At 59.7% G+C, this 21596-nt stretch carries 23 protein-coding genes and 1 pseudogene; 12 read left to right on the top strand and 12 right to left on the bottom strand.

Features of this window, described 5'->3' with window-relative positions; all coding sequences use genetic code 11:
- Positions 1-77: 77 nt before the first annotated feature.
- Both AC07SZ_RS21885 and AC07SZ_RS21890 read right to left on the bottom strand, forming a co-directional pair.
- Positions 78-815: pseudogene (locus AC07SZ_RS21885) on the bottom strand (ArdC family protein); the annotation flags it as partial.
- A gap of 481 nt (positions 816-1296) precedes the next feature.
- Positions 1297-1758: a hypothetical protein gene (locus AC07SZ_RS21890; RefSeq protein ID WP_494915784.1), complete on the bottom strand. Its 462-nt coding sequence runs from the start codon at positions 1756-1758 to the stop codon at positions 1297-1299.
- Positions 1759-1913: 155 nt separating this feature from the next.
- On the opposite strand from AC07SZ_RS21890, the gene AC07SZ_RS21895 reads away from it, so the two are divergent.
- Positions 1914-2387, top strand: coding sequence for a hypothetical protein (locus tag AC07SZ_RS21895; protein ID WP_494915785.1), 474 nt, complete (start codon positions 1914-1916; stop codon positions 2385-2387).
- A 370-nt stretch (positions 2388-2757) separates the two neighbouring features.
- Here AC07SZ_RS21895 and AC07SZ_RS21900 read toward each other — a convergent pair whose 3' ends face one another.
- Together AC07SZ_RS21900 and motA are read right to left on the bottom strand one after the other, a co-directional pair.
- Positions 2758-3375, bottom strand: a complete 618-nt coding sequence (locus tag AC07SZ_RS21900; RefSeq protein ID WP_494915786.1) for a transglutaminase-like cysteine peptidase — start codon at positions 3373-3375, stop codon at positions 2758-2760.
- A gap of 163 nt (positions 3376-3538) precedes the next feature.
- On the bottom strand, positions 3539-4414 hold the full coding sequence (gene motA, locus AC07SZ_RS21905; protein WP_494915787.1) for a flagellar motor stator protein MotA: 876 nt from the start codon (positions 4412-4414) through the stop codon (positions 3539-3541).
- A 324-nt stretch (positions 4415-4738) separates the two neighbouring features.
- Here motA and AC07SZ_RS21910 point away from each other — a divergent pair, with 324 nt between their 5' ends.
- From AC07SZ_RS21910 to AC07SZ_RS21930, 5 genes are all read left to right on the top strand, one after another.
- Complete coding sequence (locus AC07SZ_RS21910; RefSeq protein ID WP_494915788.1) at positions 4739-6712, top strand: peptidoglycan DD-metalloendopeptidase family protein; 1974 nt, start codon at positions 4739-4741, stop codon at positions 6710-6712.
- A gap of 214 nt (positions 6713-6926) precedes the next feature.
- The gene (locus tag AC07SZ_RS21915) at positions 6927-7268 is read left to right on the top strand and encodes a TFIIB-type zinc ribbon-containing protein (RefSeq protein WP_494916073.1); all 342 of its coding nucleotides are present in this window, start codon (positions 6927-6929) and stop codon (positions 7266-7268) included.
- Positions 7269-7338: 70 nt separating this feature from the next.
- The gene (locus AC07SZ_RS21920) at positions 7339-8253 is read left to right on the top strand and encodes a cation diffusion facilitator family transporter (RefSeq protein ID WP_494915789.1); all 915 of its coding nucleotides are present in this window, start codon (positions 7339-7341) and stop codon (positions 8251-8253) included.
- A 72-nt stretch (positions 8254-8325) separates the two neighbouring features.
- Positions 8326-8790 (top strand): hypothetical protein, encoded by a 465-nt coding sequence (locus tag AC07SZ_RS21925; protein WP_494915790.1) that lies wholly within the window; start codon positions 8326-8328, stop codon positions 8788-8790.
- A gap of 323 nt (positions 8791-9113) precedes the next feature.
- Positions 9114-10013 carry a lipid kinase gene (locus AC07SZ_RS21930; protein WP_494915791.1) on the top strand — a complete coding sequence of 300 codons (900 nt, stop codon included), beginning with the start codon at positions 9114-9116 and terminating at the stop codon, positions 10011-10013.
- Positions 10014-10091: 78 nt separating this feature from the next.
- Here the strand turns inward: AC07SZ_RS21930 and AC07SZ_RS21935 are convergent, their stop codons facing one another.
- Positions 10092-10805: a phosphatase PAP2 family protein gene (locus AC07SZ_RS21935; protein ID WP_494915792.1), complete on the bottom strand. Its 714-nt coding sequence runs from the start codon at positions 10803-10805 to the stop codon at positions 10092-10094.
- Between the two features lie 536 nt (positions 10806-11341).
- On the opposite strand from AC07SZ_RS21935, the gene AC07SZ_RS21940 reads away from it, so the two are divergent.
- Positions 11342-12475, top strand: coding sequence for a multicopper oxidase domain-containing protein (locus AC07SZ_RS21940; protein WP_494916074.1), 1134 nt, complete (start codon positions 11342-11344; stop codon positions 12473-12475).
- Complete coding sequence (locus AC07SZ_RS21945; RefSeq protein ID WP_494915793.1) at positions 12472-13659, top strand: ZIP family metal transporter; 1188 nt, start codon at positions 12472-12474, stop codon at positions 13657-13659. The genes AC07SZ_RS21940 and AC07SZ_RS21945 overlap by 4 nt, the downstream gene beginning before the upstream one ends.
- Positions 13660-13776: 117 nt before the next feature.
- Here AC07SZ_RS21945 and AC07SZ_RS21950 read toward each other — a convergent pair whose 3' ends face one another.
- The 4 genes from AC07SZ_RS21950 to AC07SZ_RS21965 all read right to left on the bottom strand — a co-directional run bounded on the left by AC07SZ_RS21950 (position 13777) and on the right by AC07SZ_RS21965 (position 16836).
- Positions 13777-14841, bottom strand: coding sequence for a DMT family transporter (locus AC07SZ_RS21950; RefSeq protein WP_494915794.1), 1065 nt, complete (start codon positions 14839-14841; stop codon positions 13777-13779).
- 276 nt (positions 14842-15117) lie between these two features.
- Complete coding sequence (locus tag AC07SZ_RS21955; protein WP_494915795.1) at positions 15118-15741, bottom strand: SCO family protein; 624 nt, start codon at positions 15739-15741, stop codon at positions 15118-15120.
- Positions 15738-16229, bottom strand: a complete 492-nt coding sequence (locus tag AC07SZ_RS21960) for a copper chaperone PCu(A)C (protein WP_494915796.1) — start codon at positions 16227-16229, stop codon at positions 15738-15740. The genes AC07SZ_RS21955 and AC07SZ_RS21960 overlap by 4 nt, the downstream gene beginning before the upstream one ends.
- A 193-nt stretch (positions 16230-16422) precedes the next feature.
- Positions 16423-16836, bottom strand: a complete 414-nt coding sequence (locus AC07SZ_RS21965; RefSeq protein ID WP_494915798.1) for a MerR family transcriptional regulator — start codon at positions 16834-16836, stop codon at positions 16423-16425.
- Between the two features lie 266 nt (positions 16837-17102).
- Here AC07SZ_RS21965 and AC07SZ_RS21970 point away from each other — a divergent pair, with 266 nt between their 5' ends.
- The 3 genes from AC07SZ_RS21970 to AC07SZ_RS21980 all read left to right on the top strand — a co-directional run bounded on the left by AC07SZ_RS21970 (position 17103) and on the right by AC07SZ_RS21980 (position 19056).
- Positions 17103-17612, top strand: a complete 510-nt coding sequence (locus AC07SZ_RS21970) for a copper chaperone PCu(A)C (protein WP_494915799.1) — start codon at positions 17103-17105, stop codon at positions 17610-17612.
- 11 nt (positions 17613-17623) lie between these two features.
- Positions 17624-18244, top strand: coding sequence for an SCO family protein (locus AC07SZ_RS21975; RefSeq protein ID WP_494915800.1), 621 nt, complete (start codon positions 17624-17626; stop codon positions 18242-18244).
- A 221-nt stretch (positions 18245-18465) separates the two neighbouring features.
- Entirely contained in the window at positions 18466-19056 is a 591-nt protein-coding gene (locus AC07SZ_RS21980; RefSeq protein ID WP_494915801.1) for a transglutaminase-like cysteine peptidase, read from the top strand.
- Positions 19057-19062: 6 nt separating this feature from the next.
- On the opposite strand, the gene AC07SZ_RS21985 is transcribed toward AC07SZ_RS21980, so the two are convergent.
- From AC07SZ_RS21985 to lspA, 3 genes are all read right to left on the bottom strand, one after another.
- A complete protein-coding gene (locus tag AC07SZ_RS21985) occupies positions 19063-19272 on the bottom strand; it encodes a hypothetical protein (protein WP_494915802.1) in 210 nt (69 codons plus the stop codon).
- 61 nt (positions 19273-19333) lie between these two features.
- Positions 19334-19534, bottom strand: a complete 201-nt coding sequence (locus AC07SZ_RS21990; protein WP_494915803.1) for a hypothetical protein — start codon at positions 19532-19534, stop codon at positions 19334-19336.
- A 36-nt stretch (positions 19535-19570) separates the two neighbouring features.
- Positions 19571-20077, bottom strand: coding sequence for a signal peptidase II (gene lspA, locus AC07SZ_RS21995; RefSeq protein WP_494915804.1), 507 nt, complete (start codon positions 20075-20077; stop codon positions 19571-19573).
- Positions 20078-20294: 217 nt separating this feature from the next.
- Here lspA and AC07SZ_RS22000 point away from each other — a divergent pair, with 217 nt between their 5' ends.
- The gene (locus AC07SZ_RS22000; protein ID WP_494915805.1) at positions 20295-21290 is read left to right on the top strand and encodes a L,D-transpeptidase family protein; all 996 of its coding nucleotides are present in this window, start codon (positions 20295-20297) and stop codon (positions 21288-21290) included.
- The last annotated feature ends 306 nt before the right edge of the window (positions 21291-21596 follow it).

Genomic DNA, 21596 nt, shown 5'->3' on the forward strand with positions numbered 1-21596 from the left:
TCTGAAGAGCTTCACCGGAACAGTCGGTGGGGCGCCTCAATGCCTGATTCTGAGACAGGATTACAGAGTCAGGATAATGCGACCAGTTCCTCGAACGCATATTTCTTGGTGCCGAACGAACCGCCGAGATCCCGGCCGAGCCGCGAGGCATGACCGGTGGCGTGCCCCATCTCGTGCAGGGCCGTGCGGTGCCAATTGATAGGCTCGAAATAAGCGGCCGGCGGCGGCACCCGCACGTAGTCCTGTGCCGGATCATAAAACGCCCGGTCGCCACCGATGCCAAAGGCGATGCCGGTCGCCTTGATGAGGGCCTCCACCCGGGGCTCGATCTGGCCGGGCGGCGGCGGTGGCGCGGCGATCGCTACGTCCCTCGGCAAACCCTCGCACTGGGCGGCATTGAAGACGGTGTAGCGCTTGAGGAACGGGATGGCCGCCGCTTCCTCGCCGGTCTCCGCGGCGCGCTTCTTTTCGTCGTCGGGGACAAAACGATCGGCATAGACGATGGTCGTGCCGTGCTCGCCCTTCAAGACGTTGCCGCCGAGCGACAGAGCCTGTCGGAAGGTGAGCCAGCCCTGGCTTGGAAAGCCGTGCTCGACCACGGCGCCCCAGAGAAGGAGGACATTGATGCCGGTGTAGGCTCGGCCGGTGGCGGCGTTTTTCGGCATGGCGAGCGGCGCCTTCGCTGCCGCGGTGCCCCAAGGCTGAACCCATGGGAAGCGGCCGGCCTCCAACTCGGCGATGATCTTGCTGGTGATATCGTCATAAAGGTTCGTCCGGTCCGCGCCGGCGCGAGCGTTGCGGTGATTTCTGGACATCGCGGTTCTCCGCGACGGGCGCCGGAGGCCTCTCCTCCAGCCCTCAACCCGTCACGACAAACAACCCGCCCCACTCTCACTCCGGGGCTCCTGCAGAAAGGGGACACAGCACCGCGCCGGCGATCGGCAGCGCTCTAAGGAAGAACGGCGTATAAACCGCAGTCCTGCGCGCGTCCGCAACAGTGACGGTTGTCGTGCGTAGGACGGAGGAAATTCGCCCCCGCCGCGGACGGTGAACGGGACAGCCGTAGGAGCGTCAGCATAGCGCCGGCCGCAGGACGGGACGCGGGACCGACTGTCCCCGCCCGCGGCGGTCCGCATGTTTTTGCGTCAGGATGGACGCTGACCGGCTGAAATCGCGCGCAGATCCGCTTCTCGACAGTCCGGCCGCTGATCGACGACGATGTGATAGGATTGGCCAGTGCCGGCGCCGAGGTCGCCTGGAAGAAATCGATCAGGTCTTGCACCCTTTCGGCTCCCCTCAATTGCGTGGCAGCTTGTGAATTTCCAGCCTGACAGGCCCGCCCCTGTCACAACTCGTGCAAAAAAGCGCCCGTTCCACCGAACTGAACAGAGCGCCTTTTCCATAGCGTTCGACGAGCCCGGCAGGCTTTACCGTTGCATGGTGCGAACAGGATCTGCACCAGGCCCGCAAGACATGCCATTCGCGAAGATCGCCGAGCGCAACATCGAGGCCGGCATGAACGCTGCCTTCGATGATAGCCTGAGACGGGATCTTGACCTCGCCCGGTGTCAGAATTTTCTCCATCACATGTCGACTGTTGTAGTGGATTAGCAACATGCCTGGGCGCCGCCGGATGGCGGCCTGCCATGCTGCCTGACTCACCGTTGAATCGGGTGAACGCGAAATGGTTTCTGACAAAGCCTGCTCGTCGCGATCCCAAACCTCGATCCGAAAATTGTCTTCCGCTGTTTTTGCCATAGCTTCGACGGCCAGCGCGATTGACGCCGAGCCATGGTCCTTTGCTGCTCAGATCACGCTGAAATAAGGAACATATTCCTCTCTCGTCAAGTGCGCGCTTGAACTTTGTTCTTATTTTGTTCACATCGGTAGATATCGGCCGTAGGAGGCGAACCATGGAACTTCGCTTGAACTTTGAGGACGCAACACCCGAAGAGCTCGCACGTGGCATCGCGGCAGCCGAAGCAGTGTTTGCACGCGCCGGCATTACAGCTTTGCAAGGCGCGGAAGGACTGTTTGCGTTGGAAGGGCGCGATATCAAAGGCTTTCCAGAAGACGACAAGCCTACCGAGGACGAGGATCAGGCTGCCACAGTTTGGCTGGAGGCCGACGAGGCTGCGGCGGCGGCATGTTGTGCGGGCTGGCCGGAGGACAAAGTTCCGCACCATGAGGTCATGGAACTGATCAACGTTCCCCGCACGAAGCTGCAAGCCGAGGCGATTCCAGACTCCTGGCCAGAACGGAAGCAACTCTATCCGGAGGTCGTCAAGCGGCTGGAGATCACGGACCGGCCCGGACCGCCAGATCGATTTCGATATCGCCTTCGTGCTCGGTTAGGTTCCCGAGCGGCCGACGCTGGATCGGGTTGAGCCGCTTTCGGAAGATGGAGACCGCATCCCCTTCTTCACAAGCGACCTTGCCCAGGTCGAAGAGATGGCTCGCAAGGCGCTCAAGGACTGGACAATCGAGATTGACCGGGACCCCTGTGATGCTCACGTTTTCAACCCGTCGGCCAGCGATGACGATGACGAATTGCTCATGGCGGCATGGTGTGATTTCGACGGCTCGCTGCACATGGAGAAGCCACCGGCAAATCCCTGCAATCGCGCTGACGCTGGCAATGATGCGCGGCCAGTCCATGCATTTCGAATAGTGGTCAAACGCAGTCGGGGCTCACCAACGTCATCGGTCATCGACCGCGACTGGCCCATGTTGCGCTGCCGAAGCGGTGCTTTGTTCCTATTGCACTGCGCCAACCAAAACCTGTTGGCCACCGCGGATCGAAACCCAGCGACCAGTGTTGTCGATCGCCTGCCGCTTCAAAAAAATATAGTCAGTTTCATCCCAGCGGCGGACCTTATCGGTCAGATTGTCGAGGATGTAGTCGCCCTTGTCGGTGCGCACCGTCAGCACCGCATGGCCTTCGCCATCCGGCTTGCGCAGGACTGTAATCAAAAGATTGGCAAGCGACACTCCCGTGCGATTCAACTCGCGGCGCTTTTGTAGGACATAGTCCTCGCAATCACCGACGCCCTTGTCGGGGTAGGCCCAGACCTCGTCCTTGCCGTAGATATCGATGTCGCTCATCGGTTCAACGGCGGCGTTGACCTTGGCACTGACACTGGTCAGCTTGCGCATGAACGCATCGGTCATCGTGGCGGGCGCGAGATTGCTCTGGCGGATCGAGCACTCGTCAGGATTGGTTCGGCAGAAATCATAATGTCCGATCGGCTGCGAGGTCAGTCCGCCGGTCGCCATTGCCCCGGCCGCCGAGGCTGGCACGGCCCAGCATCCGAAAATCGCCAGCCCTGCTACTGCACACAAGCGCAGAGTCCGCGCCACCGTTGAGGAAATCATTGTCCCGCTCGCCCTGCTTGTTAACGAAATGTTAAGGGCGATTTACACTCCGTGTCAATTATAGTCGCGATCAGAATGACTGCACGGTCATCTGCACTCGCTAGCTGCGGCGATTGTGCAACAGATCGCTATTTTGAACCGCCGTATTCACTGACCGAGGGCCTCAGGCGGCCTTCTTCTCGACGTTCCCGGTGTTCATCGTGCTCTGCTCGACGGCGTCGATCGTCGGCCGTTCATACGATGAGATGGTCTTGCGGCCGAACTCGATCGCCACCTGCGGCAGCGCCCCGTTCATGTAGGCCAGCAGCGTCTGCTTGACGATGACGTAGAGGCGGTTGTTCTTCTCGCGCACCGTCTTGATCTTGGTGGCGACCGGCCCGACCACCGCATAGGACAGGAAGATGCCGAGGAAGGTGCCTACCAGTGCGGCGCCGATCAGGCCGCCGAGGATTTCCGGCGACTGATCGAGTGCGCCCATCGCCTTGACCACGCCGAGCACGGCGGCGACGATGCCAAGCGCCGGCAAGCCGTCGCCCACCGCCACCAACGCATGATAGGCCTTCATCTTGTCGGACTTGATGGTCTGGATTTCCTCGTCCATCAGCGCCTCGATCTCATGCGAGCGGGCATTGCCGATGATGATGATGCGGCAGTAGTCGCAGATGAAATGCGTCAGGTCGTGGTTCTTGAGCACGGTCGGGAAGGCCTGGAAGATCGCCGATTCCTCGGGATTGTCGATATGCGCCTCGACCTCGCTGCGAGACTTCGAGCGCAGTTCGCGCATCAGGCTGTGCAGCACGCCAAGCGTTTCGAGGTAGTTCTGTTCCTTCGGCACCGCCTGCTTGAACGCCTCGAGGATGGCCTTACCGGTATCCTTGACGGTCTTCATAGAGTTGGCGACGAGGAAGGTGCCGAGCGCGGCGCCGCAGATGACCACGGCTTCCCATGGTTGCATCAGCACTTTGAGATGGCCGCCCATGGCCATAAAGCCGCCGAGAACGCAGCCGAGCGTCACCACAAGTCCGATAAGAATACCCACGAGAGGTCCTTTCGCATTTCGCATTTAACGTCAGGATCACCGGATAGTCCCCCTGCCTTGCGTGAGGCTTGGTGACCTATCGTTGAAACCCGTTTTCAGATGGAAAAGCAGTCCGCCTGCAGTAATGAAGATGGGATCGTCACAATTGGACCTAACTGGCGCCCCAATCCGAACGGAGGCCGATTCAGGCCATGCGACTGAACCAAGCGAATTGTGTTCTGGTCGAGTCGCTCCGATGACTTCACCCGCCGTGATAGGCAATGTCGTGGCGACAACACCAAACGCAACAAGCCGTTCCGCTTGGGGAAGAAGCAGCCTTTGTGGATGCCAGACACGGAAGATGTCATAGCCGAACTCGGCAACGAACCGCCGCTTATCGCGGACGGCCGCAGCAGCCCGCCCGACCGGCGCGAGGTTTCCGCGCGTTGGCTGTCAGGAACCTTTCTCACCGGCGTGACCTCAAGTGTTCTGATGGGCGTAGCATTGTTCGCAGCGGTTGATGGACGCCAGCAGTTGGCGACACCGCCAGAGATTGCCAAGTTGAGCCATCTTGCCAGCGGCGACGATTCCGCAGAGGTCGCCAAGACGATCAGGCTGGTGGCGCCGCGTCTGATCACCAAGGCCAAGAACCGCCGACGCATGGAAGTGTCGATGGTGACCAAGGTCGGTGATCGTGATGTCATTCGCACCATGCCTTTCGTGCAGATCAAGATGGCGCTTGCCGCCGGGCGCACGACCAACCGCCCCTATCCGCCGTTCGATCCGATGCAGGTGTTCGGCGACGTCGGCACCCAGCAATCAGCTCCCGTCGCAACCGGCGTCAGCCAGATCTATGGCGCAAAGGTTGGAAGCGAGATGAGCCTGAAGACTGTCAATTTCCCGGTCAATACGGCTTCCTTCGATGAGAAGAGCGACCTGTCCGCCGACGAGGTGGAAAAGGTGGTGCGCGAAGCCAGCACAGGCCTCAGCGACGGCGCCGTGCAGGTCGCTTCGCTCCACTATGTCGACCCGCAGCGATTCGGCGAAGCCTTTGCCGCCAGCATGGCCGGCTCTTATGACGTCAAGATCGTACCGGAGAACGTCTCGGTGGCGCCGCGTGCGCCCGCCGACCAGGCGCCGGCTTTCGCCGAGGAAATCATTCCCTTCATCAAGGATCTCGACATCATCCAGGCCCTGGCCGATTCGGGCTATACGGGTGAAGATGCCACTGGTATGGCCGAGGCGATCGCCAAGCTGTTGAATGCAACGGCGCTCAAGGCTGGAACCGTGTTACGCGTCGGGCTCGAAGTCCGTGGCGACACCGCCAAGATCGTGCGCACCAGCGTCTACGACAAGACCACCCATATCGTCAGCATAGCGCTCGACGACCGCGACCAATATGTGCCGGCGCGGGAACCCGATCCCAATCCCGAACTGCTGACCGCGTTCGATGACTCGCCACCAGCGGCGGTGCGCGGCAATCTGCCCAACATCTATGACGGCATCTACCGCACCGCTTATTCCTATGGCATGTCCAAGGCGATGACGCAGCGGCTGATCAAGCTGTTGGCATCAGGCGTTGACTTCCAGTCGCGTCTCAATCCGTCGGACAGCATCAATGTGCTGTTCTCGCAGCCCGACGGCGATGACCAAGCGTCCGAGGACTCCGAACTTCTCTATGTCTCGTCGACGTTCGGTGGCACGACGCGCAACTTCTATCGCTTCCAGATGCAGGACGGCAGCATCGACTATTTTGACGAGGACGGCTCGGGCGCCGCGCAGTTCCTGCTTCGCAATCCGGCGCCCAACGGCAGATTCACTTCCGGGTTCGGGGCCAGACGTCATCCGATCCTAGGCTATGTCAAAATGCATACCGGGACCGACTGGGCTGCTCCGACTGGCACCCCGATTATTGCCGCCGGCAACGGCGTCATTGAAACGGCCGAACGAGCAGGCGGCTTCGGCAACCAGACGATCATACGCCATGCCAATGGCTATAAGACAACCTACAATCATCAGAGCGCCTTTGCCGAAGGCATCGAGCCGGAGGCGAGGGTCAAGCAAGGACAGGTGATAGGCTACATTGGTTCCACCGGCCTCTCCACGGGTCCGCATCTGCACTACGAGGTGATCGTCAACGGCACCAAGGTCGATCCGATGCGCGTCCGCTTGCCGGTGGGCAAGGTGCTCAAGGGGGACGACCTCGTTGCCTTCAGGCGCGAGCGCGGGCGAATCGATGAACTGCTCAAGCAGGAAGACGGCGGCCAACTCAGGACCGCCAGCACCAAGTTGGAAGACTGCAAAACAGTCATTTGCTGAATTGCCGACAAATCATGCGTCGCATCCACTGCGGTGCGCGAACGACGGGTAATGGAACCTGTCAGGCCAGGGTGCACGCATGGCCGAGAAGCCCTCGAAATCAGACCATGAAATAAAAACGCGATCCATCTTGAACCTCCACTAGCTAGAGACCCTATCTCCCGTCAGTGGACAGCGCGCGATGCTGCTGCCCATTAAAACCAAGGAGCACAAAATGGTAGGCGCCACAAATATTGCTGCCGACGGAGGCCACGGTCTTCTTTGTCCCACCTGCAGGGTCGACCTGGTCATGAGCGATCGCCAAGGCATTGAGATCGATTATTGTCCCAAATGCCGGGGCGTCTGGCTGGATCGGGGCGAACTCGACAAGATCATCGAGCGCAGTATGGGCGAGACACAATCCCAAGCGCCGCAGCCCGCGCCGCAACAGGGGCAGCCCTATCCGTCCAAGGGCCACTATGATGGCGGCCATGGGTCGGGGCACGGCGGTGGACATGGCAGCGGCCACGGTCAAAGTCGCAGGCATGGATCGTTCCTCGGGCGGCTGTTCGACTGACAAGGTCGGCTCCAAGCGATAGAGGCACGGCTCATGCAATCCCGTGCTCGTCCAATGTGAGGGATTGATCATGGGCGCAGGGCATTCACATGCAGCCACACCTCCCGGAACCGCTGCGGGAAAACACAAGAGCCGGCTCGCGGGGGCGCTTGCCCTGACCACCACCTTCATGGCTGTGGAGGTGATCGGCGGTCTGTGGACGGGGAGCCTCGCGCTTCTTGCTGATGCAGCGCATATGCTGACCGACGCCGGCGGTCTGGCGCTGGCGCTGATCGCGATCCGTTTCGCGGAACGACCCGCGACGCCGCAAAAAACCTACGGCTATGTCCGCATGGAAGTGCTGTCGGCACTGACCAACGCTGTCGTGCTCCTGCTGCTGACGATCTACATCTTCTACGAGGCCTACAAACGCTTCCTGAATCCGCCCGAAATCCTCGGCGGGCCGATGCTGGCGGTGGCCGTGGTCGGTCTGATGGTCAATCTGATCAGCATGAAGCTCCTCTCCGCCGGATCATCGGAGAGCCTCAATGTGAAGGGCGCATATTTCGAGGTGCTGAGCGACATGCTCGGCTCGCTCGGCGTCATCGTCGCCGCGGCCGTCGTGATGTTTACGGGCTGGACGCTGGCCGATCCGATCATCGGCGCCGGCATCGGGCTTTTCATTGTTCCGCGCACTTGGATCCTGCTGAGACAAGCTACCCACATCCTGATGGAAGGCACGCCGCCTGAAGTCGACATCACACTGTTGGAGCGCAAGCTGCTGGAAATCCCCGGCGTGACCGCCGTCCACGATCTGCACGTCTGGACCATTACCTCCGGGCTTGACGCCATGAGCTGCCATCTCGTCGTAGCCGACATGGCCCAGGCGCGGAGGGCGCTTGTCAGCGCCCAGGAGACGATGAAGGCGGACTTCGGACTTACCCATGCGACCATACAGATCGAGGATCAGAGCCTGCGCGACGCCGAAGGCGAGATGAAGCTTTAGAGGTCACGTCAGCACAACCCGAACGGAAATTCCATCCTTGATGGCATGCCCAGCAAAGGCAGAGGAGATAGCATGAGCGGACACAAGCAGAGCCCCCCACACCTCCGGCAGGGCCAAGGCAGAGATCAAATTCCCGAGCAAGGGTTCGTGGCCGTTTCGGCCGACGGCCGGCCGGCATCGCGAATGTTGAGGCCGATTGCCTGGGTTGCTGTGCTCATCGGCCTGGTTGTTTGGTCAACAGTCGCGTGGATCGGCTACGCTTCGGTCGACAGTCTTCTGGGCTGGGCTGTGGCCAATGCCGGCATCGCCGTCGATAGCGGCAAGAACGTTGCAACGGCAGTGGGCGTCGGCAAGGAAGTTGTCGGACTCGTCGACGCCCTCAACGTCGGTGGCATTGTGAGTTGGGGTATCCCTTTGCTGCAAGCAGCGGCGAAGCCGTTGATCATCGTTTTCTGGGGGATCGGCGCCCTTGCCCTCCTCGCGGCGCCATTGATCCTTTCGAGGATCGGTCGGCTGTTCGCGGCGCGGCGGCATTGATCGCGAATGGCACCACGGTTCTGCGCATTGTCACCGTCCTCATCGACCAGATGTACAAGTGATGCGTCTCGCCGACGCCTCGACTGCAACGAACGTAACATTGAGGCCTATGCCTATCGCGAACGCCCTTCCGAGCTCGCCGAGCCCGTGCGTCGGGCGGTCCAGCTCATCCTATGCGTACGAATGGCCGTGACGGTGGTCGTGGCTCGTCGGACGACGCTGCGCTCATTTGTCCGCGCCGGCGAGGTAGCGGCAGCCGAACCCCTTAGCCAGTCAGACGTTTTGTGTAGTGCCATACTGGGCAAATGGAGTGTCGGAGCCGTATGACGAGCATGAAACCGCACAGGCGGGCGCTCTTCATTGTCAATCCTAACGCCCGTAACGGTCGGAAGGTGGCAGATGCGGTCCGAAAGACGTTGGAAGGCGGAGGTCTCGCCCTGTTGGAAGATCAGATTGGGAAGGGAGAAACCGTTTCCGACGTCATTATTCGCCGCCGCAACGATTGCGATTTGATCGTCCTCGGCGGTGGAGATGGAACATTGAATTCATCGGCGAAGGGGCTTGTGGAGACTGGCCTGCCGCTCGGCATAGTGCCCTTGGGCACCGCCAACGACTTCGCCAGGACGGTGGGAATCCCGCCAGATCCCGTCAGGGCGGCGGCGCTGATCGTCTCGGAGAAACCCAGGCCGATGGATCTGGGCGAGGTGAATGGGCAGCTTTTCTTCAATGTCGCCAGCATTGGCTTCAGCGCGGAACTCGCCGCTGAGCTTACCGAGAAAGCCAAGAAGCGTTTCGGTAAATTCGGCTATGCCTTGGTCGCGGCTCGTCTCCTGGCGCGTTCGCGGCTTTTCACCGCCTATCTCGAGCATGACGGTTCGACCGAAAAAATCAGGACGCTGCAGGTCTCCGTGGGCAATGGCAAATATTACGGCGGGGGCATGAGCGTAGAGGAGACGGCTAGCGCCGACGATGGCCAACTCGATTTCTACAGCCTAGAGGTCGACCATTGGTGGAGGCTGCTGACCCTGTTGCCCAGCCTGCGCAAGGGGACACACGGCAAATGGAATGATGTGCGCGCCTTTGGCACCACCGAACTTGTGGTGAAGACGAGCCGACCCAGGCCCGTGAACACCGATGGCGAACTGACCACCTGGACGCCGGCGCATTTCAAGATCCTTAGACGAGTGATAAATGTCTATGCGCCGCCCGCGATTACACGCTGAGGAACGCTCGCGAACTGGAGCGTCTGCGCCTTTGAGCGGACGACGTTTCCCTCGCCCGACCGATTACGGCTCTTCTTCTCAATCCGCCTTCAGTCGTACCATCAAGGTCGAACAGAACAGGGCCCAACCGGCACCAATCGACCAACCAGCGATCACGTCGGTCGGCCAGTGGACACCAAGATAGATTCGGCTTGCCCCCACCACGAATGTGACGAGCATCGAAATCGCCAAGATGAAAATGCGCAGGCGTCGGGTGGCGAACTTGCGCGCGAGCATGATGCCTGCGGTGAGATAGACCGTGGCCGCCAGGAAGGCGTGCCCACTTGGGAAGCTGGAGGTGTATACGCGGGTGGCATAGGCAACCAAATCCGGGCGGGGGCGATCAAAGCCGTATTTCAGGAGAGAGCTCAGGATCACACCACTGCCGACAGCCAGGATGACCGCAATTGCACTGCGAAGCGAGCCGCTTAGGGCCAGAAATCCGGCAACGGCCAGCGTGAAGAATGTGAGCAACCCTACGCCACCGAGGCCGGTGAAATCGCGCATTAACTCTTCAAACCAGATCGGGCCGATCGGGTCGGCGAGATCAGTCGGGCTGCGCATCATCAAAAGGATTGCCCTGTCGAAATTCGTCGTGCCGCTGCCCATGACGAGACTGGCGAGCGCCACAAAGGTCAATACCGACCCGAAAAGAAGCACAATGATTATCAGCGTCGGCCGCTCGGCCAGGTCGCGGTTTGCTAGCGGCTGAGTGCCTGTAACAGCTGATTTTCCTGCTCTGCCTTGGTTCATGCGATCGTGTGCTCGGCTTGGCCTGGTTTGGCGAATGATAGCGCTACATCCTCTAGTGGCTATAGAGGCAAGCCAAAATCTGCACGCTGCTCATACTGCGGTGCTTGAGCCTGGAAGAAGGTAGTCGGAGACCTTTCCTGGTTTCCGACCTCTCCGGATGTCGGGGACCGCACGCGCGCCGCCGGCAGTTGCCCTCCGCAACCTGCGCCAGCCGGCGTGTTCCAGCACATAAAAGTGGAAACGGTTGGAGCGGCCGCGTGCCGGCGACCGCTCCAGATCGCACGTGAACCGATCAGTGGAGGAAACGCATGCGACAGCAATGAATAACATCGACGGTGACGCCCTGTCGGTCACATCTGCGTGCACGCTTAAATACGGATGTCTGTGTCCTGAGGGGTGCGCAGCTTGAGCCGGTACCATTCCTGCAACTGACCGGGCCACAACGCCTAAAGCTCACACAAATTAAGCCGTTGCTATATTTAACAGCCAACGCTATTCTGATGTTCAAGAGCGGTGTTTTTGCGGGAAAATCTGAAATGGTCGACGTGAAGACGTGGGTGCGCGACCGGATTAGCCGTCGATCCATCCTGACGGGAAGCCTGATGGCGGTTGGCGGCACCGCGATCGCTGGCCGCAGCGCGCTTGGCCAGTCCACGCCATCTACGGGTCATGACATGGCCGCGATGGCCCCCACCGACGCTGCGCCTCGGCACATGAATGCGCATGGCGCCATGGTTACCGTAGGCGAGGTGGACAATGCCGCCAACGGTTTCGATCCGACCCAGATATTGACGGACTGGGAGCGAGGGACTGTCTCGGTTCTGCCCGATGGGCGGACGTTGCGGACATTCGAGGTCACGGCCGAGGACAAGACGATTGAAATTGCGCCGGGCGTGACCTTCCCGGCTTGGACCTACAACGGCCGCGTGCCCGGCCCTTCGCTCCGCGCCAAGGAAGGCGAGCGCATTCACGTCGTCTTCCAGAACAACGGCTCGCATCCGCACTCGATGCATTTCCACGGCATCCATGCGGCTCGCATGGATGGAGTTCCCGGCGCCGGGTTGATCGATCCCGGTGGCGAGTTCGTTTACGAATTCGACGCCAAACCATTTGGCTGCCATCTCTATCACTGCCATGCTCTTCCGCTCAAAAGGCACATCCACAAAGGCATGTACGGTGCTTTTGTCATCGACCCGGACCCGGATCGTCATCCCGAACATGCGGATGTCGCCCGGTCACGGCTTCTCGGCACGCCCGAGAATGCCGGCTGGCAGGAACTGGTGATGGTCATGAACGGGTTCGACACCAACTTCGATGAGGCGAACGAATTCTACGCGGCCAACACCATCGCCCATGCCTATGCGAAGACGCCGATCCGCATCGTGCGCGGCAAACCAGTGCGCATCTATCTCGTCAATGTACTGGAGTTTGATCTCATCAACTCGTTTCACCTGCACGGAAATTTCTTCGACTATTTCGATCAGGGCACCACGCTGACGCCGACCTTGAAAACGGTCGACCTCATCATGCAGTGTCAGGCCCAGCGCGGCATCCTGGAATTCACCTTCGCCGAGCACGAACCAGGCCTCTATATGTTCCATGCGCATCAAAGCGAGTTCACCGAACTCGGCTGGGTGGGAATGTTCGACGTCGTCGAGGCGCTGGCATGAGCAAGGTCGTTGCAGCCGGTGCGCCGGCACGGTCGCGCATCCATCTTTTGTGGATTGGCCTGCCTCTCGCCGCGTTCGCCATTGCCGTGGCCTGGATCGTCTCCGTCAATCCGATGCAAGGATTCTCAAATGGCGCGCCCGCTGTCGAGAAGCTGACATTCGAGCGTACCGTGCTCGATACGTCAGGCCTTCACCTGCTTGTACGGGCCGGCGGCTCGGAGCCGATGAAGATCGCCCAGGTCCAGGTCGACGGCGCCTACTGGCAATTCACCCAGGACCCTCCGGGCGACATTGCGCGCGCCTCGACGGCATGGATCAACCTGCCTTTCCCGTGGATCCTGGGCGAAACGCACAGGGTCAACGTCGTCACCAATACCGGCATCACCTTCGAACATGAGATCGCGGTTGCCGTTCCCACACCGACCGTCACCGCTGGGCAGCTCAAGCTGCAAGGGTTGGTCGGCATCATTGTCGGCGTGCTGCCCGTCGCCATTGGCTTGCTGTTCTACCCGGCGCTGCGCGGTGTCGGGCGAAGCGGCATGAACTTCCTGCTGGCGCTCACCATTGGACTGCTCGCCTTCCTGTTGGTCGACACCATCGAAGAATCCTTCGACCTTGTCGGAACCGCGGCCGCCGTCTTCCAGGGGCCGGTGATGGTGGTGATGGCGGCCCTAGCAAGCTTTCTTGTGCTGATGGCGATCGGCCGGCGGCGTGGAACGCCGACAGGGCTGGCATTGGCCACCTATATCGCGCTCGGCATCGGCCTTCACAATCTCGGCGAAGGTCTTGCCATCGGCGCAGCCTTCGCGGCCGGCTCGGCAAGCCTCGGTACCTTCCTGGTTCTCGGCTTCACCTTGCACAATGTCACCGAAGGCATCGGCATAGCCGCCCCTATCCTGAAGGAACGTCCGCCGTTATGGACGTTCGTCGGCCTGGTCCTGCTCGCCGGCGGGCCAGCTGTCTTCGGCATGTGGCTCGGCAGCCTGGCCTACGCGCCGCAATGGTCGGCCCTTGCCCTTGCCATCGGCGCCGGCGCAATCTTGCAGGTCATCGTCGAGGTCGGCGCCTATCTGATGCGCAGCAACCAGAAGGGCCTCGATGCCTTCTTCACGCCGCCGGTGATGGGCGGTCTGGCGGCCGGCGTTGCCTTCATGTACGCGACAGCCGCTTTGGTAAAGGTGTGACCACCTACTGGCGCCACGCGGCGCAAGCGCCCACGGTCTCGGCCACGATTGCGTGATTTTCAAGGAGAGGGTGGCATCGGCCAGGTCGGTGAATGCTGTTTCTGATACGGCCTTCGATCAGTGCCGATGTTGGTGGTGCAGGTCCGGATAATGGACGTGTGAGTGCCGCATCGGCGCATGACGGTGCCAATGCGAATGTGGTTCCGTTACCGGCCCGTCATGCGTATGTTGGTGATGCACATCGTGAACGTGGCTGTGTTCATGTTCCAGGGCTTCGTGTTCGTGCATGTGGGCGTGGCGTTCGGCCAGGTGAAGCCATAGACCGATGCCCATCAGGATGCCCGCCAGGACCAGCCGAGTGGTCAGCGGCTCACCCAGAAGCGCTATTGCCAGAAGCGCTCCGATGAACGGCGCCAAGGAATAGTAAGCCCCGGTGCGGGCCGTGCCGAGGTGTCGAAGCGCCAGGATGAACATCACCAGGCTGACGCCAACGCCGAGAAAACCGACGAATGCCGCTGCCCAGAAGGACGTCGGATGAGGAAGTGCGGCACCCGAAACCAGTGCCAGGACGATGTTGGCCGTTCCAGCGACCAGGCCCTTGAGCATTGCGATTGTAACCGGATCAGCCGCGGAGATCTTACGGGTCAAATTGTTGTCGATACCCCAAGCGACACAAGCGCCGACAACCAGCAGGGCGCCGCCATTGAATGCTACGCCCTGCCCTTCCCACGACAGGACGACGGCCCCGGCAAGGATTGCGCCAGCACCGATCAGGAGCCGGCGATCGACGTTTTCGTGAAACACTACCCAGGCAATCGCCATTGTGGCCAAGCCTTCGACATTCAGCAACAGCGCAGTGCTAGAAGCGGTTACCAAGGCGAGCCCGGACATCAGAAGGACCGGCGCGACGACACCGCCCATGACAATGGCGGCCGCCAGCCAGGGAAGATCGGTGCGCTGCAATGGGGCTTCGTTTGTGCCCTCGCCAATCGAGTTGCGGTAAAACCAGAACAGAGCCAGGCCAAGACCGGCACCCAGGTAGAGCAACCCCGCGAGCATCAAGGGGCTCACCACACCGAGCAGCAGCTTGGATAGCGGAGATACCGCCCCGAACAGCGCGGCTGAGGCCAGCGCGAGCGGCACGCCGGGCCAGAGATGCGAATGGGAGTGGGGCTGAACCATGCGAGCGTCTTACCCTTGTTACCTTGATTATCCACGTGAGACCCGCCGGCGATTTTTGGGTCGCTGGCTTGCAACGGATGCTTCGCCGTCCCAGGCATCGGCAGCATGTCGTAGGCGTTAGCATCCGGGCTTCGTGGATGCCAGCCGGGCCTTCAGGCATGAGGGCACGACCAGGCCAATCACATCCGGAACCCCTTTGGACAACCGGCTGGACGTGGCTGCCCGCTCACCAGCATGAATGCCGCGAAGGCGCCCTGATCGACTTGATTGGTCCAGTCATGTGGTGGGGGCGATAAGCAACTGAAGTTTCTTAAGCTGCATGTCACGTGGCTCGCGCATATCCAACTTGCCGGCAAACTCGCCGCGGGCATCCATCAGGATAATTCCAGCGGTGTGCTCCATAGTGTAGTCGGCTCCATCACCTGGAATCCTCTTGAAATAGGCGGCAAAGGCCTTGGCGGCACCTGCCGTCTGCGCGGGCGTGCCCCGCAAGGCCACAATGCGAGGGTCGAACTCCGACATGTAGAACGCGAGTTGGTCTGCCGTATCCCGTTCGGGATCGACCGTGATGAAAATTGGCGTCAACCTGTCGGCACCAGCCCCAAGTTCGGCAAGCAGACCCGTCAGTTCGTAGAGCGTCGTCGGGCAAATGTCGGGGCAATGGGTAAAGCCGAAAAAGACCAAGTGTGGTTTGCCGGCCAAATCGGCGTTGGAGAAGGGCTTGCCCTCAAGCGTTGAAAGCTCGAACGGCCCGGCAATCGCGGCTTTGCCAAGTTCCACGACCGGGGGTGACGGATTGATGACCACAAGGACCTGCATAATCGCGAACCACCCCGTGACGATGCACAGGCAAGCGACCAGCGCCCATAGAACAATACGAGCGGTTTTCAACAAGCTCACGGGCTTGACGACGGCTGCGCGGCGCGTGGCTTGTCAACCGGCGCTTGCTGGTCCGTGCCCAGGACAAGGAACCCAATTTCGACGATGCCAGCCTTTTCGAATCTCAATCGAGCTGGAACACGATCCCCCAGAACAAATCTTCTATCGGGTTGGATGAATAGCACATGCAAGCCACCAGGCTGCAGGATGACGCTTTGCCCGGACGCTACATCAAGGCCACCGACAGTGGGCTGCTGTTTGCCAATGCTGTCTTGGTGGATTTCCACCTTGGTTGCCCAACTCGATTCAACGCTCAGCAACCGATCAGGTTTGGTGCCAATGTTGGTGATGGTGACATAGCCCTCGGCGATCGGTGCGGCCGGCGATGTTACGCGCGACCAGGGATGGCTGATCGATATGGCGCCCGCAGGATACTCATGCGCCATCCCTGGCAGGGCAAAGAGGGCTAGAACGCACATCAGCGCAAACGACGTAGTAGCCGACTTCATTTGGCATCTCCGTTGTTGGTCCCAGCGGGTGACCGATAGAGGGCGCAAGGCCGCAGCATTGACCGAAACGGTGGCCGTAAGTTGCCGACGGCGGCCAACCCGACAGCCCTACAATCAAGGAACCATCTTGAGCTGAAAAAGTATGGCGGCGCGTGGATTGCCGATACCTCCAGCCCCGGGGTTCGCCCAGCTGTCAGTGATCGCTTTCGCACATCTCGTGATTTGCCAACGCGCGGATGACGTAGCAGTCCTTGATCTGGTCGCCGGCGCAACGGGTGGCGATTCGCTTGAGCTCCTTTTCCAAACGCCGAAGCTTCTCGATCTTCTCCCGAACGGCCGTCAACTGCTCGGCAGCAATCCGGTCGGCCTCCTCGCAAGGACGCTCCGGGTGTGCGCTGAGGTCGATCAATTCGCGAATTGCCTCAATTGTAAGACCGAGTTCCCGGGCATGCTTGATAAAGGACAGGCGCTCTCTTTCCGGCGCAGCGTAGCGCCTCTGGTTGCCTTCGGATCGTTCCGCAGCATCCAAAAGGCCCATTTGCTCGTAGTATCGAATGGTGGGGATCTTCACCCCGGTCTTGCGAGAAAGATCGCCAATCGTCAGCATGGGCAACAGCTCCGGTTTCTATAGTCACTAGAGATTGGTGACTCATTTGCGGTTCGTCAACGGCCTGCCAAACGTCGCGAGGATTTGTCGCAGCCGAGCCGAGGGCAATTGCGGTAACAAGATGCGATGTGTCCGGCCAGTCGAAGCCGCCGCCGAATTTCGCATGCCAGATGGCACCGTTTGTCACGTTGACTGCATCCAAGTTTGGACCCACATGAGCCGGAGCCGAACGGCTCGACCGGCAGACCACCAGCGAGGATTCGCGGATGATCATAAATTCCCTCAGGATTGCCGCGCTGATCGCGGCCGCCCTGGTCGGTTGCTTGCAAGGCGCCACGGCCCAGGAGCAGCCCCGTCACGCCGATGCCGGAAGCAAGCTTGTTGTCGAACACGCCGAGGTCGTTCTTGCGCCATCCGGTGCCGACATGCTGGCTGGATACCTCACCGTATGGAACGGTTCGAAGGAACAGGCGAACCTTGTCTCCGTTCAGAGCGACGATTTCACTTCGGTCTCTCTGCATCGGACAGAGATCGCTGACGGGGTGGCAAAGATGCGACGGATAACGGATGGCGTGCTCATCCCTGGACACGCCGAACTTCTGATGAAGCCCGGTGGCATCCATATGATGCTGATGGGGCCGGCACCAAATTTTAAGCCAGGCGACAAGGTTGATTTGCTGCTTGCATTTGAGGATGGAACGTCGTTGTCGGCGACGGCCGCTACCCGGCCAATAGGCACGAAGCCGACAGACCATCACCACGGTTCAGTGGATTGACCGTTGGTCCAATGACCGTAACCACCTTTCGCAAAATCACATGGGGGTTAATCGCGGTGAGCCTGGCACTGCTGGGCTATTTCGTTGTTGCCGGTATTGGCGCCAGGAACGATGCGTCAGTTCGTGAGAGCACACAAACAGGCGCTGCGGCGCTTGGAGGCCCTTTTGCGATGGTTTCTCACACGGGCGAAACGGTTACAGAAAAGACTTATGCGGGCAAGGGGTGGCTCATGTTCGCGGGCTTTACGAATTGCCCGGAGATCTGTCCGACGACTCTGGCGGAAATGTCATCCTGGTTCGACGATCTTGGCGCGGAAGCCGACGACCTCCGCGGCTTCCTTATATCCGTGGATCCGGAGCGCGACAGCGGCGACACGCTGAAGCAATACATGTCATCATTTGACCGCAGGATCGTCGCCTTGAGGCCCGAGCCGGAGGAACTCAAGCGTTTTGCAAAAGCCTACAGGATCTACTACGCCAAGGTTCCCACGCAGGATGGCGACTATACGATGGATCATACGGCCGGAATCCTTCTCTTCGATCGCCAAGGCAAGTTTTCCGGAACCATCGATCGTGAAGAGCCCCGCGATATCGCCTTGAAGAAAATCCGACGCCTGCTCGCGGAAAACTGACAGTCCGTCTTTCCAAGGGAAGCCTTACGATCAGCGGCGCTAAAGGGTCATGCCTAGCTCGCCATGCTGTGGCTCGCATACCGCCATCCCGAGTTCACTACCGAATTGTAAAGTGGAACACGTGATTTAGAGGCAACTTTTTCTAAAATCCAACTGGCTGTTTTTGGTCAGCTTTGACACCTGTTTGGTAGGCTCGTCTCATCTCTGGGGAGAGTGTCAACATGAAAAGCCTCGTTCTGGGCGCTCTTGCGCTTGTCTTGTCCTGTGCATCGGCTGGTGCGAATGCGCTCCATCTCAATCCCGCTCAGCCGGACCGCGCGCCGAATATGCAAACGTTCGGGGAGACAACGATACCCGTCGGCTACTACGAGCTTTGCCGGCGTGACGCGACCGAGTGTACGCGGCCGTCGGTTAGCGCCTCGGTCGAGCTTACCCGGAAGCGCTGGAAGCAGATGATAGAGATCAACAATCAGGTGAACGCCTCGGTAAAGCCGATGACCGATCGCGAAATCTTCGGCGTCGAAGAACGTTGGGAATACCCCAAGGCCGTGGGTGATTGCGAAGACTACGCTTTGATGAAGCGTAGGCTTCTCAACGAGAGTGGGTTTCCACTTGGCTCTCTTTTGATGACGGTCGGTCGGGATGCAAAGGGTGGAGGACACGCGGTTCTGACGATCGTCACCGACAAGGGCGATTTCGTGTTGGACAATGTCGAGCAGAAGATCCTGCTCTGGCGCGACGCGGAAATCTACTTCCTGAAACGGCAGGCGCAAACGGATCCGAATACCTGGGTTAGCCTTGTGAACGGATGAGTCCCATCAATTCCGAGTTCGGCCCGGAGACGGCGCTAGCCAGGCAAATTCCACGCCGGCAGCCAAGGCAAGAACGATGGTGGCCGTGCCACCAAAAAACATTTCGAGGAAATCGTGCCCGCCGATAATGCAATAAAGTCCGAACACCGCTGACAGGGCGACGTATGCGGTTGAACCCACAACGGTAAAAATACCCAATCTTCTCAGAAGCGACATGTTGACCCCGGCAGTCCATTCCCTCGCCAGAAGTATGGGGCGATTTCTATCGGTTCGCTACTCACTGGTTTGTGACCCCAGGGAGTTGGACAGTTGAAGGAACCGGCCCGCGACTTTCCTTGCGCAGGTGGACGAAACTTGACGCGAACACGGCAGTAACAAAAATCAGGAGCGCGATCATCAGGATCGTATTCCCCCTTTTTCGCTTGCGGACCAGTTCCAAAGTTTCCGCTTCGGAAAGTTTTTGCAGGCTGATTTCCAATAGTTTTCCTCCAACGCGACAGCGTTCAGCCAAGGCTCAATCGGCACGGGCGCCGGATGGCGCTGCCGGCAGAAGTGATGCGACGAACATAAAGATCGCTCCACCAACTATGGCAACATCGGCCAGGTTGAATGCCGGCCAATGCCAGTCGGCGACATAAAAATCAAGGAAATCGGTCACCGCGCCATTCCTTGCACGGTCTACGATATTTCCAATCGCTCCGCCGGAAATGACGCCCAGGGCAGAAGCGTCAGTGCGGTTCTTTGCTGCTACGGCACAAACGACAATGATCAAGGCGACAAGGGATGTGCCGAGTGTTAGAACTCCGGGTCGGTTGCCGAAGAGGTTCGCAAACAGGCCGAAACTCACACCTTCGTTGTAGGTGAGCACCAAATTGAAAAAGCTCGTGACCGGGATGATCCGTGGCGGTTGCATCACCAACTCGACCATGATCGTCTTGGTGAAGAGATCAACTGACACGGCAGCCAGCATGAAAAGCAGGGCAAACATCACGTTCGCCGGTTGAATTTTGGACAATGCCATACGCGATCACCATTCGTGTCCGATGCTGTGATCCAACCCTATGGGGTCTCTAGCAGGGTGAGATGCAAGAGATCGCCGTCAATTTTCCATTAAACATACTGACGAAGAATGGCAGGCTTGCTAATAGCGGCGACGAATCATGGACCGGGGGTTGATGTGGCTCCGTCTGATGATCGGGCGGAACAGGCGGTGCCACTTGCTTTACGGACTACGCGGATTGGCCGCCCTGCTTATGCTCTCAATCGCCATCTCGGGATGCGTTACGTCGGTTTCCAGTGTTCTCGACGTGGATAACAAGGCCGTCCAACCCATTCCGGCAAAGCTTGTCGCCGAGATGAGCAAGAAGGCAATGTCGCCCACAGCGCCTATCCTTATCCGCATATTCAAGGAAGAGAGCGAGTTGGAAATCTGGAAGCGCGACCGATCGGGGCGCTTCGCGCTGTTGAAAACCTACCCCATGTGTCGCTGGTCCGGGAAGCTGGGGCCGAAAACGAAAAACGGTGACCGTCAGGCGCCTGAGGGTTTCTATCATGTTACGGCGGGAATGCTGAACCCGGCCTCGCAATATTATCTCTCGTTCAATCTCGGCTATCCGAACCGGCTGGAGAGCGCGCTTGGCTACAGCGGTGAAGCGCTGATGGTGCACGGCGCATGCTCTTCGTCCGGATGTTTCGCCATGACCGACGAGGGTGTCGCCGAAATCTATGCCGTCGCAAGGGAAGCGCTGAGAGGCGGCCAGGCGTCGTTCCAGGTGGAAGCTTTCCCGTTCCGGATGACGCCTCAAAACATGGCAAAAAACCGAAATGATCCAAATTTCAGCTTCTGGCTCAACCTCAAGCAAGGATACGACGTCTTCGAAGTCACGCGCCAGCCGCCGACGGTGTTCTATTGCGACAGGCGCTATGTCTTCAATTCCCAATTTGACGGCAGGGAACCTACCGACCCGCTTGCGGCCTGCCCTCCCTCGACGAGTTCAATACCTCCGGCCGTTGCATCCCGCGACGAAGCCGATCTGCTCGCCATGAACAAACTCGTGTCGACGGGTACTGGACTATCGGTCCACGCCTACTCCGACGGCGGCATGCATCCGTCGTTCCGGAAATTGCTTGATCGCCGCGGCCCGAAAAAACTGGCGGAAATGACGTCGATGACCTCTGTCCCGGTCAGCAGGCCGGATGCCGCGTTGGCCGATCCTCACATTGAGGACGAATAGCTGACTGCCGCGAGATCGATTTTGTACACCGCGCGCCATTCAGTTCTGCAGCAACTTCACCGCTTGCGACAAGCCGCCGCCCTATGCTTCAGCCTGCCTATGTGTTCTATTGGCCGACAATGGCGCGACAAATTGTTATGATCTTGCTGGGAGTTATGCTGCTTGTTCATGCAGCAAGCTTTTCCGTGGCCGCCTCGCAAGCCCCCGCCAACTCGATTGTTGTTTCCGTTGAGGCACAAGCTGACGGCAGTCAAATCAGCGCTCCTTCGGGCGGCCAAGACGATAGGGACGTCTTGGGTGGCGGCT

The organism is Mesorhizobium sp. GW821-FHT07A06 (assembly GCF_059419085.1).